Annotated in this window: 13 protein-coding genes; 5 read left to right on the forward strand and 8 right to left on the reverse strand. The window is 38.0% G+C overall.

All coding sequences use genetic code 11. From position 1 onward, the window contains the following. Nucleotides 1-39: 39 nt before the first annotated feature. Nucleotides 40-1,098, reverse strand: coding sequence for a restriction endonuclease subunit S domain-containing protein (locus H1P_RS05130; RefSeq protein WP_144864802.1), 1,059 nt, complete (start codon nt 1,096-1,098; stop codon nt 40-42). Next, complete coding sequence (locus H1P_RS05135; protein ID WP_144864804.1) at nt 1,098-3,161, reverse strand: N-6 DNA methylase; 2,064 nt, start codon at nt 3,159-3,161, stop codon at nt 1,098-1,100. Before H1P_RS05135 ends, H1P_RS05130 begins: the two co-directional genes overlap by 1 nt. 257 nt (nt 3,162-3,418) lie before the next feature. On the opposite strand from H1P_RS05135, the gene H1P_RS05140 reads away from it, so the two are divergent. Then, a complete protein-coding gene (locus H1P_RS05140; RefSeq protein WP_144864806.1) occupies nt 3,419-3,673 on the forward strand; it encodes a type II toxin-antitoxin system Phd/YefM family antitoxin in 255 nt (84 codons plus the stop codon). Further along, a complete protein-coding gene (locus H1P_RS05145; RefSeq protein ID WP_222426938.1) occupies nt 3,666-3,935 on the forward strand; it encodes a type II toxin-antitoxin system RelE family toxin in 270 nt (89 codons plus the stop codon). Before H1P_RS05140 ends, H1P_RS05145 begins: the two co-directional genes overlap by 8 nt. 109 nt (nt 3,936-4,044) lie before the next feature. On the opposite strand, the gene H1P_RS05150 is transcribed toward H1P_RS05145, so the two are convergent. Beyond that, the gene (locus H1P_RS05150) at nt 4,045-4,296 is read right to left on the reverse strand and encodes a Txe/YoeB family addiction module toxin (protein ID WP_144864809.1); all 252 of its coding nucleotides are present in this window, start codon (nt 4,294-4,296) and stop codon (nt 4,045-4,047) included. Between the two features lie 387 nt (nt 4,297-4,683). Between H1P_RS05150 and H1P_RS05160 the strand changes: the two genes are divergently transcribed. Further along, a complete protein-coding gene (locus tag H1P_RS05160; protein ID WP_144864811.1) occupies nt 4,684-4,845 on the forward strand; it encodes a YqaE/Pmp3 family membrane protein in 162 nt (53 codons plus the stop codon). Nucleotides 4,846-4,919: 74 nt separating this feature from the next. Here H1P_RS05160 and H1P_RS37230 read toward each other — a convergent pair whose 3' ends face one another. The 5 genes from H1P_RS37230 to H1P_RS05190 form a co-directional block, all read right to left on the reverse strand. Next, nucleotides 4,920-5,846, reverse strand: coding sequence for an inositol monophosphatase family protein (locus tag H1P_RS37230; RefSeq protein WP_222426939.1), 927 nt, complete (start codon nt 5,844-5,846; stop codon nt 4,920-4,922). Between the two features lie 330 nt (nt 5,847-6,176). Then, nucleotides 6,177-6,686, reverse strand: coding sequence for a GNAT family N-acetyltransferase (locus tag H1P_RS05175; protein ID WP_425461523.1), 510 nt, complete (start codon nt 6,684-6,686; stop codon nt 6,177-6,179). Nucleotides 6,687-6,910: 224 nt separating this feature from the next. After that, nucleotides 6,911-7,117 carry a hypothetical protein gene (locus H1P_RS05180; protein ID WP_144864815.1) on the reverse strand — a complete coding sequence of 69 codons (207 nt, stop codon included), beginning with the start codon at nt 7,115-7,117 and terminating at the stop codon, nt 6,911-6,913. Nucleotides 7,118-7,153: 36 nt separating this feature from the next. Then, nucleotides 7,154-7,546, reverse strand: a complete 393-nt coding sequence (locus tag H1P_RS05185; protein WP_144864817.1) for a nuclear transport factor 2 family protein — start codon at nt 7,544-7,546, stop codon at nt 7,154-7,156. A 67-nt stretch (nt 7,547-7,613) separates the two neighbouring features. Then, on the reverse strand, nt 7,614-7,838 hold the full coding sequence (locus tag H1P_RS05190) for a hypothetical protein (RefSeq protein ID WP_186375844.1): 225 nt from the start codon (nt 7,836-7,838) through the stop codon (nt 7,614-7,616). Nucleotides 7,839-8,247: 409 nt separating this feature from the next. Here H1P_RS05190 and sir point away from each other — a divergent pair, with 409 nt between their 5' ends. Both sir and H1P_RS05200 read left to right on the forward strand, forming a co-directional pair. After that, on the forward strand, nt 8,248-10,023 hold the full coding sequence (sir, locus tag H1P_RS05195; protein WP_144864819.1) for a sulfite reductase, ferredoxin dependent: 1,776 nt from the start codon (nt 8,248-8,250) through the stop codon (nt 10,021-10,023). Then, nucleotides 10,020-10,346 (forward strand): DsrE family protein, encoded by a 327-nt coding sequence (locus H1P_RS05200; protein ID WP_144864821.1) that lies wholly within the window; start codon nt 10,020-10,022, stop codon nt 10,344-10,346. Before sir ends, H1P_RS05200 begins: the two co-directional genes overlap by 4 nt. Nucleotides 10,347-10,888: the final 542 nt, after the last annotated feature.

Raw genomic sequence — 10,888 nt, forward strand, 5'->3', positions numbered from 1 at the left:
ATAAGTAAGTGTGATTGGGTTTTCTATTCTTAACTTCTTCTATACAGTTACTTCACTAACAGTTGCAAATTTATCATCTCGATCAAAAAGCTGAACTTTTCCTATTGAACCAAAACCAATAGAGGAAATACATACATCATATTTTTTTAAATAAAATAGTGATTGACCTGAATCGGCGTACTTTAAACTATTCAAGCTATCCAAATCTGTCAAGTCACCCGACCTAATAATAGGTATTCCTACTTCTGAATATGTAGCACTTCTTCCTTTAGTAACTTTTCCTAATTCCTCTAAACTTTTTACTTCATAATTAGAAAGTAAATGGTCTACAATTATTTGATACTTAGGTTGAAAATATTCAGCATCAATGCGTTTAGCTTCGATTGTTTCATCAAAATTAGCTACATAACTTGTTTGAGGAGAAAGATCGAGATTATCTAATCCTAGTTCTTGTAATAATAGTTGTTCTGCTTCCGCAGACAAAGCTTCTGACTCTCGGCGTTTATCGTATGCTAGTTTAGTTAGTTTTCCTATTTCATTAAATTTATCGCCTGTAGGAACAACAATTTTTTTAATTTTATCGATAAAAAGCGCAGGTTGAACATTTCCAGTTGCTTCTCTAACTGTTTGGAAAAGCCCAAATTTACAATTTAAAAAGGTAGCTAGATAATAAGGACTTACTTCTTTTGTATTTTTAATACGAATAATACCTAAATTTCTATCTAAGTTCGCTGGTAGTAATCCATCACTAACAACTGCTGCTTTTCCTACAGTACCTATTGTTGTCAATAAAACATCTCCAACACAAGCTTGTGTTCTTGGATTTAATTGATGTTGTTGTTCACTTATTAAACTAGCATTTGATATATTAATATAATTTTCTCCAAGACATTTTGCTAATAAGTAAGAAATTCCGTTTTCTTCAACAAAATCTGGTGAGCCATGTATTCCATCGGTTACATACGCAAAATCGTTAATAAAGACAGTATCAATTTTAGATAAATGATTAGCAAGTTCGAGATATTCAGGCTGATAATATTCAGGATCGAATCTTTTTCCAGGGGTATCTTGATAATCGATAATACTCCAAACTGCCACTAGTTTAAATCCTCCTGCCAAAAAGAGAAATTTTGTTGCTGGGCAAATTCTTGAAAAGCTTCGGCGATAGTAGGATAATCGGTAATATAAGGTAATATAGCCTCGTATTGTTGTCTATGTCGATCGCATTTTGCCTTATCTTTCTGATCTCTTTCTAAAAGACGATTTAATTGAGATTCCAAAACTAACTTAAAGTCATACAAATCTTGATCGACAATTTTGTGACCAAACAAATCTAGTAAAACCTGTCCGTCTTTTCCTTTAAGATAAATATATTCTCCTGAGTTATCTTTACCTGGATGCTGACTGGTAGCAAAGAAAATCGGATAGTTAGCTATATGAGCATCATCTAGCCACTTTTGAACGAATAAAACACTGGTTTTTGTTCCTGTATGGGGCTTGAAAGTATTAACATGAAGCCCAACTACTGCCAGAATGCGACATTTTTCCGCAATAAAATTACGAATACGCTCGTCGCTAATGTTGTTAAATCTTCCTTGAGGTAACACAATTGCCATGCGCCCTCCTGGTTTGAGAAACTCTAGATTACGTTCGATAAATAGAATATCTCGCCCCATTTTATTAAGACGTTTACCATCCTCTTTTTGAGTAAGATCGTATTGATAGAGAATACGCGAGTCTTTAATATCTCCTGCAAAGGGTGGATTAGTAATAATTACATCAAAGTCGAAGTTACGATAATTTTTCTGATTCCAATCGTTTTTTTTATCGTCATCAAAATGAGATAAACGCGATCTCAAACCAATTCGTGCTTCTTCATCCCAAGTACGAGGATCGAGAGTATTTACCCGATAAACATTAGTTCTACCATCACCAGCAATGAGGTTAATTGCTTTAGCTATCTTAACGCTACGGGCATCAAAATCTAAGCCGAAAACCTTTTCCGCAGCATAGTTTGTTTGCCATTGTTCGGGTTTTTGCGAAGTCAACTCGCCACCCCAAACATGAAAAATACTGTGCATGGTACAACCACAACTACCAGCAGCAGTATCAATTATGTACTCCTCCCATTTGGGATTGAGCATCTTTACCGCCATATCAATCACATGACGCACGGTAAAATATTGTCCTTTTGAACCTTTCGCCACCTGGGTAACAAGATATTCAAAGGCTTCATCAATAATCTGTAAATTGGAATTAAATAATTTAATATCCTGTAAAAAAGAAACGCATACGGCTAAGTGAGGCGGAGTAAGGTTAATCTTGTCCCCTTGTAAAAAAACCTCCTGCCATTTTTTCACCGCTTCCTTAAATAAACTATTAATACGCTCAAATATTTCTGGATAACTTCCTGTTGCGCGAAATTGAATTAATTTTTTCCGTCTAGGATCGTTTTCAGCAGCCCATTCATCATAAAGCTTGGCGTAAATTAACTTAAATACTTCTTCAAAAGCATCAACTCCCGCATTCGCCAGAACCAAATTTTCCAAATCGAGAATAATGTCTCGTAAACCCAAACGCTCATTAACCAATTTGTTTCTTGATTCTAATTGCTCGATAGTTACCCTTTCATCAATTACCTGACTCAGAGTTTGATCGACACGGGGTAAATATTCAATTTTGCGATAAATATTAGGATCTTCCCGATGTAGAATTAAAACCTCATTGCCATTAGTCCAAACTGCGATCGGCGCACCCTCAGCATTACAATAAGATTTAAGCTGCTCGATACCATCCTTGCGCTTGGGCTTTTTAACCTCAACAATAATATAAGCTGTATCTGGATTATCGCGATCGCAAATAACAATATCAGCCTTCTTTTTTGCTACAGTAGAACCAAAATAAACCGCTTTTTCTACTGAAATACGCTCGACAGGATAGCCGTAAGTATGAATTAAGCGATAAAGATACAGTTGTCTAACAATTTCTTCTGGTTTAGCAGGGCGATCTTTACCATCAACAAAATCTTTTAAATATGGCTTATTCTTTTTATCAAACAGTTCAATTGCTGCAATTTCTTCTGATTCAAAAACTTCTAACGCATAATTAGTGGATTTTAGAATATCAGCGATAGTGTAGATGCGATCCGTTGCATTTGTCATAAACCCCGAAAAAACAATCTATTTTAAGAGCTAATTCAACTCAATATAGGTTAAAAGATGCCTAGATATTCGTCAATCTATTTATTACAGCTACTTTGAAAAATTCATAAAACTTTTAAATCAAGAAAAGCGATCGCTCTCAACCTAAAACCTCTAAATTCCCTAAAAGCGATCGCATTAATAACCAATTTATAGATGGAAAAAATTGGCTTTTGGAGACAGCATATAATTAACAAAGCAAAAAACAAAAAACTCTCATGACATATCACGTAACAGCAGACTATGCCAGTAAAAACTTTAATGAAATTATTCAACGAGCCAAGATTGAAGCTGAAGGAGTAACCATTGTTAAAGACAATCAAAGCTTTGTACTAATCGATCGAGAAGAATTAGAAGCCTTAATTGAAACTGCTGAATTGCTTCAAATACCTGACATATTGACAGATGTATCTCAAGCCAGAAAAGAATATCAACAGCAAGAAACTCTAGCAATGGAGGATGTATTTGGCTGAAGACACTACAAATTATCAAATTCGATTTGCCAAAAAAGCTCAGAAAGACATTGCCGAATTAACAGGACAACAAAAAGCAAAGCTTAAGCAAATTTTAGAGCAAGTTATTGCTGTCAATCCTCATAGTGGTAAAGCTCTGAAGGGCAAATTAAAAGGTTTGAATTCTTATAGATTGAATCGCAAAGATCGAATTTTGTATGAGATTTACGAAAAAGATAAGACTGTTTTAATTATTAGGGCTAGAACCCACTACGGAGAATAATTGATAGAAATATAGACAACCTTTTTTAGCGTTTATGCCATAGATTATAGGCGATCGCTATCAACCTAAAACCGCTAAATTCAAGAAATGCGATCGCATTTTATGCGACCTAATGCGACCAAACAGAAACTACCTTAATAGTTTTATTTTCTTCATCAATTGAATATACTAAACGATGCTTAATATTAATACGTCGAGAATAGTAGCCTTGTAAATTACCTGAAAGTTTTTCGTAGGGTGGTTGATATGAATTTTGTTTGAGAATCTCAATTAGTTGATTAACATTAGAAGTTAAATTGGCAGATCGCAATTTTTTAACATCTTTAAGAGCATTCTTGCTGAATTTAATCGTCCAAGCCATTCAACTCATCCATGAATTCTGCTTCAGATACCCATTCATCATCTGTTTCAGCCTGTCTAATAAGTACCTAGACAAAATTAATTGTGCAATTATTATCTTGCTATACCAGGCTTAGAGCTTTAAATAATATACAAACAATTCTGTCCGATTACTTAGATTCTACAAATCCTGGAATAGATTGCAAATATTATGAGATTTTACTGTTCTTCTGGAGATCAAGAATCCCAAGTTTTCAATCTGCTTTCTCGTCGCGATCGAGTTGGTGACTGACAAAGACATCATTGGCTGGTTTACTCACGGTTGTTATTATGTTCCACTAAATTAAAAACCGCTATTGACCTTCCGCCACCACTTAAAATAAAAATATCATTATGAAGGAAACGCTATATGAATGACTTAATTCGGATCGTCATTGCTATTGTACTGCCACCATTAGGAGTATTTTTGCAGGTGGGTTTGGGTAAAGACTTTTGGATTAATATTCTGTTAACTTTGCTCGGTTACATCCCTGGATTAGTTCATGCTATCTGGATCATTGCTAAGAAATGAGAGAAGCCGAAGAGCGATCTCCTTATAACGTCCTGTTTAGCAATCGCACTTTGATTTTTTCTCCGATCGGCTGTTCAGCTAGTCTGTAAATAAAGCTGATATACTTCCTGAGCGACTTGTTTACTGGCACTGGCAACATAGCGAAAATTATAGGTGCGTAGGTTTTCAATTCCTCCCAGCACTTGAAACAAATCCGAGCATTCAGTAAAGTCAACACCTGTGGCATCAATGAGAGAGCCACCTTTTTGCTTGAGAAAAGCGATCGCCCCACAGACATCCCAGAAAGAACCTTTACCCATCAAGGCAAAGTCAAGTCGTGGACGTTGACTGGGCATACAAGCAGAGGGGTCGTGGGCTGAATGCGATTCAGCACGGAGGTCTGAAGTTGCGGAATCCGATTCCGCAACCGCCTCCTCCCCTAGAGAACCCCGTCCACCCTTCGAGGGCGGTGTCAGCCCCTCACGATTTTGAGAATCACAGCACCATAAAAGCGTCGGTACAGCAGCCCCCAATTGACGACGCTTGAGAATTAGTCCTTGAAATTGTAAGTTTTCAAAAGTACTATCGATGCCATAAAACTGGGCTGCTGCTAGTTTTTCTAAAGGTTGAACTAAAGGAACAACATCTTTACTAAAAAAGGTTTCTTCAGTGTAGGGCAAAGAAATTATACCTTCTTCCACGACACCATCCCTAACGAAGCCAATGGAAATAGCCCACAGGGGTATTCCTGCCTTAAAATTGGCAGTACCATCCAAAGGATCGACTAAAAACCAAGTTCCATCTTGGGAGAGTTTATCCTCTCCTTCTTCCTCTGCCACAATTCCCGATGCAGGAAAGTGTTGTTCAATAGCAGTCAAAATCATCTGCTGCGATCGCCGATCTACTTCAGAAACAAAGTCAAATTTATCCGCTTTGGTCTCAAATACTATATTTCTATCAGTAAATGCCAGCTTTTGATATTGGGCTACTTCTGTAACTATTGGTATCAGAATTTCAATCATAATAAACGTAGTTTGGAAACTCCGTCGCGTGATTCGCGGAGAGGAAAAACAGTAGAACGGCTTTAGCCGTTAGTGAAATATTCGATCGTGGATGAGTTATTTGCTGAATCTTTTGCAGTAGAGTTTGTTCTTGTTCAGCAAAGAAAGGTTGGGTTTATAGAGATGCCGTAAAAATCCTTTTTTTATTTTCTTGGCTATTCTTGACTCAATGCTTGATGATTTGGAACCTTCAACGTTGTTTGCAGCTAAAATTAAATTAGCAATGAGATACCATCATTCACTTCAAGTCGTGGAAAGTTTACTAAGAACGTATCTTTTTTCGTCAATACCTCAAGCTATGAGAGATTGTTTCCGATCGATCTGAAGAATATGGCCAGTTGCGGAAAAACTTTCATTTCCAGCAAGTTTTCCTGTCTTGGTTTCTACAATTTTAAACCCCTCGCTTTGATAAAGATTTAGTGCTGCATCATTGCCACTCAGCACAGAAACATATACGATACTGTTACAATTCGCGATCGGGCAAGCCTGGCACTGTGCGATCGCTTGTCTCAATAATCTCCGTCCAATTCCCTGTCGATAACGATCGGGTAAAACGTATAACCAAGTTATCCAGGTCATTTCGCTGTCTATGGCAACAAATCCCACCACAAGATCGTTGTCCTCAGCTACCCAAACCTCTCCTTCAAACAACTCTTCATTTTCCGCTGTTTCTGCTAATGAGAGAAAAGCCTCTACACCTACTGATGCACTTAACTCATCTAGTCTAGCGCGATCGTGAATAGTAGCGATCGCATCCCAGTCTCTTGGTTGATATTTTCTTATCTGTATCATAACTGACATCTAACACAATATCGTAGTGTTGAATCTAATTTTGTCTAATTACTGAATATTTGCTAAATCTACAACTGCAACATTTTTTGAAGCTAAAAGCTCCTTGGCTTTGTGTTAGCGACCGCACTTCGAGAAAATCATACCTCAATTCAGCAACGCCAAAAATAGTAAATAGTCAAAAACTAAACACACCTTTTCAAAGCTTCACCTCATCTCTTTACGATGAATTCTTTTTAACTATTTTTAATAATGTTGTAACCTGTGACTACTTTTTGACCATCAGGGTAAATTGTCCAAATCCACTCTACTGATTCATCTTCAGCCACTTCAACACTGATTACTGTTGAGGGAATGTTGATTGTATTAGTGGATAAGGATAAAGTTGATGGAGGTGTCGTAAAAATCCTTTTTTTATTTTCTTGGCTATAAGTAACAATCATAATTCTTGGCTATTGTTGCTAAATCATCTTTCTATCTTAATCAGTTTTCTGTAACTCTTGCTTATAGATAGATGGGATATCCCACGCCTCTGCAATGTAGCCGTTAACGATGCGCCACACGACTACTGCATCGAGTTTGATCGCCTGGTTTTCAAATGTCATCCGATCTTTAACGTGGGTAACAACTAATTCATCTCCGATAGCGGTGATGGAGATCGGTTCAACCTGAAATGTGCCACCAGTTAGCACTTTCAGTCTTTCAAAAAATTCTTGAAGACCTTTCAAGCCATTATAATCACCTTGGACATCTGGTAATTTGGGATTAAAGAAATGCCAAACGAAGTCTTCCGCGAAAAGATTAGTAGATTCAGTTATGTTACTAGGATCTAGTTGTTTCACAAGAATAACGTTAGGGTGTTCTTTAATCATAATTGCGTTTCTCCTTATTTAAGTTTGTCGAAAATCAAGGGCATTAATCGTAATTTAGGTTCGACTACTAACGTCTATAAGCTTTAGCTGAAGCTCTAATCCAGATCGAGGCAGCAATAGTGAAGGGGATGAGGATAAAAAGCAAACCAGAAATTAAAGCATATTCTCTAATGATTGAAAAAGAAGCCATCGCTGCTATGCCTAATCCACAGTAAATCAGACCAATAATGGGAAGACCAAAAACCAGAAAGATTAATTGTGTATTGGAGTTAGTCACAATTTCGTTTTGCATTTTAATCGCCAATAGTATGAACCTCGATCGCATTTCCGTTGAATTAATTCTAGAATCTGAATCAATGCTAGTAAACTGACGATAAAACTAGAAATTATACCTGGCAAAATCAATAGGTGTTGCTATTAGCGCGCTCAAAATTATTTAAATGTCATTATCTTGCCTAGCTAAATCAATAGGTATTCTTCTGGTATTGCTGCTGTACTTTGCTTGATTTTTTTGAGTTAAACCTTTCTCCGTCTAGATTGTAGGCAATATCCTAGACTTGAGGAATTGTCTTGAGAATATTCTTCAAAATACTCATAAAATTAGGAGTTACCTCAACTCCTTCAGTACCGATAAGCTTGAACAGAATTCATTTTTAATAATCTTAAAATTGTATTCTAGCTGCCGTTTATTGGTAAAGAAGATGGAGAACTCTCCAAAGTCCACCAAAAGAAAACCTTCAAAAATAGAAAAAATTAAAGCCAATAGTAATTTTTTACGGGAACCTTTGGCAACAGAGCTTTTACAAGATACAACCCACTTTAGCGAAGCTGCTCTACAAATTCTGAAATTTCACGGTTCTTACCAACAAGATAATCGAGATAACCGCGTCAAAGGGCAAGAGAAAGACTATCAAATGATGTTGCGGACTCGTACCCCAGGGGGATTTGTTCCACCCCAGTTTTATCTAGCTCTAGATCGCTTATCAGAAGTATATGGCAATCAAACCCTTAGAGTTACTAGCCGTCAAGCATTTCAAATGCACGGCATCCTCAAGCAAGATTTAAAAACAGTCATCGCTGATATTGTCCGCAGCATGGGTTCGACCTTGGGTGCTTGTGGCGATCTTAATCGTAATGTTATGGCTCCACCTGCGCCGTTTAAGAATCGTCCAGAATATGACTATGCCTGGGAATATGCCAATAAAGTTGCTAATCTGTTTACCCCCCAAACTGGTGCTTACTATGAAATTTGGCTTGATGGTGACAAGATAATTAGTGGTTCAGAATCTCCCGAACAAAAAGCAGCGCGACAGCAAGACCTTAATGCAGCAATATTTACTGACAGTGTAGAACCTCTTTACGGCTTGAACTATCTACCCAGAAAGTTTAAGTGTTGTGTAACTGTTCCAGGAGATAATTCAGTTGATGTTTACACCCACGATATAAGTTTGGTAGTCATTACCAATCAAGATGGCGAGTTAGAAGGATTTAATGTCTTGACTGGTGGGGGGATGGGTCGCACTCACAATAAAGAAGAAACCTTTGCTCGTTTGTCCGATCCTCTTGGCTATGTAGAAAAAGATGATATTTACAAGCTACTAAAAGCAATTGGTGCGATTCAAAGAGATTATGGCGATCGCTCTAATCGTCTTCAGGCTCGAATGAAATACCTGATTCATGATTGGGGAATTGAGAAATTTAAAGTCAAAGTCGAGTCCTATTTTGGCAAAGCTTTGCAACCATTTCAAGAACTACCACCATGGAAGTATCAAGACTTTTTAGGTTGGCACGAACAAGGAGACGGGAAGCTGTTTCTCGGTATTCTAATCGAAAATGGACGGGTTCAAGATAAAGGTAGCCTGAAGCTAAAAACTGCCTTAAGAAAAATTGTCGAACAGTTCAATTTACCATTGTGCTTAACTCCCAATCACAATCTGATCTTTTACGAAATCGAGCGATCGCAAAAACTCGCTATTACTGAGATTCTTGAAGCTCATGGAGTTGCCATTAATCCCGAACAACTGGATAGCTTAACTCGCTATGGAATGGCTTGTCCAGCATTTCCCACCTGTGGTTTAGCAATTACCGAATCAGAAAGAGCATTACCAGAAGTTTTAAAGCGAATTAACTCATTACTAGAAAAGCTAGACATGGCTAACGAACAGTTGGTAATTCGTATGACAGGCTGTCCTAATGGTTGCGTCCGTCCTTATTTAGCCGAATTAGGCTTTGTGGGTAGTGCGCCAGGAACTTATCAAGTATGGCTTGGGGGAACGACTGATGGGACTAAACTAGCTCAACCTTACCTGCAAAAACTAAAAATTGAAAATTTAGAAGCTTTTTTAGAACCGATATTGCTTTATTTCCAGGCTAATCGAGAATTAGATGAAAGCTTTGGTGTCTTTTGTAATCGAATTGGGTTCGATCGGTTGTCAGAAATTTGTGGAACTTTTTTTAGTGACAAAGAAAATAAATGACTCATTATTTAATTTTGGAATCAAGAGATCCTTATGATTCTGCTGACTGGATAAAGATGCAGGAAATAGTAGTAGAACTCAAGAAAAATGGCAATAATGTAACTCTCTTTCTACTACAAAATGGCGTATTGCCCATTCGTAAAGGAACTTCTTTTGAAAAGCATTTTGACAATCTTAAATCATTAGAAATCAATATTTTTGCCGACTTTTTTGCCTTACAAGAGCGAGGAATTAAGGAGATTGCTAAAAGCGTTGAAAAAAGCAATCTCGATCGCCTGATTCAACTTTGTTTGATACCTAATACCAAGACGATTTGGCACTGATATGTAATATAAAACCCAACCATAAAGGAGCTTCGCTCCTAGCTATAAGCTATAAGCTATAAGCTATAAGCGCGATTGCCAATCAAACAGGGTATTAGACCCTAGCCGATTGTAGACAACGCAAAGGCTAGGAAGTCTTGAACTCAGTAGTGTGATTACTGGAAGAGCCGTCAACACTCGCTGTGGAATAGCGCAACAGCCTTGCAGGAGGGTTTCCTGACCCAGAGGACTGTTGTAAGACAGCGCGCTTTTCCGTGACCGCATCGGGAAGCATTCCCAAGTCCGCGACTGCGTGGGTTTCCCGCGCAGTTTAAGTCGGACGCTTGCACCCAATGCGACGGGTATAAACACCCCAATGCGATGGGTGTAAACGCCTTACGGCGAAGCGGTCAGAGAGACCCCGCCTTGAAAAGACGGGGCTTCCTCTGACTTCGTGAGTTAGTGCGGTCTTGGGCGGGGCAGAAGAGTTCTGCCGTGAAACGACAGAATCAGCCCCTTGGGTTTCCCTCAATGAGCAACTAACGAACCCTTTAGGGGGTCTG

It is taken from the genome of Hyella patelloides LEGE 07179 (assembly GCF_900659865.1).
Taxonomy (GTDB): Bacteria; Cyanobacteriota; Cyanobacteriia; order Cyanobacteriales; family Xenococcaceae; genus Hyella; species Hyella patelloides.

Bases quoted from the DNA above. Each gene is read 5' to 3' on its own strand.
- H1P_RS05150 (WP_144864809.1), bottom strand. From the start codon at position 4,296: ATGGCTTGGACGATTAAATTCAGCAAGAATGCTCTTAAAGATGTTAAA.
- H1P_RS37230 (WP_222426939.1), bottom strand. From the start codon at position 5,846: ATGATTGAAATTCTGATACCAATAGTTACAGAAGTAGCCCAATATCAA.
- H1P_RS05160 (WP_144864811.1), top strand. From the start codon at position 4,684: ATGAATGACTTAATTCGGATCGTCATTGCTATTGTACTGCCACCATTA.
- H1P_RS05190 (WP_186375844.1), bottom strand. From the start codon at position 7,838: ATGCAAAACGAAATTGTGACTAACTCCAATACACAATTAATCTTTCTG.
- H1P_RS05135 (WP_144864804.1), bottom strand. From the start codon at position 3,161: ATGACAAATGCAACGGATCGCATCTACACTATCGCTGATATTCTAAAA.
- H1P_RS05185 (WP_144864817.1), bottom strand. From the start codon at position 7,546: ATGATTAAAGAACACCCTAACGTTATTCTTGTGAAACAACTAGATCCT.
- sir (WP_144864819.1), top strand. From the start codon at position 8,248: ATGGAGAACTCTCCAAAGTCCACCAAAAGAAAACCTTCAAAAATAGAA.
- H1P_RS05175 (WP_425461523.1), bottom strand. From the start codon at position 6,686: ATGTCAGTTATGATACAGATAAGAAAATATCAACCAAGAGACTGGGAT.
- H1P_RS05200 (WP_144864821.1), top strand. From the start codon at position 10,020: ATGACTCATTATTTAATTTTGGAATCAAGAGATCCTTATGATTCTGCT.
- H1P_RS05140 (WP_144864806.1), top strand. From the start codon at position 3,419: ATGACATATCACGTAACAGCAGACTATGCCAGTAAAAACTTTAATGAA.
- H1P_RS05180 (WP_144864815.1), bottom strand. From the start codon at position 7,117: ATGATTGTTACTTATAGCCAAGAAAATAAAAAAAGGATTTTTACGACA.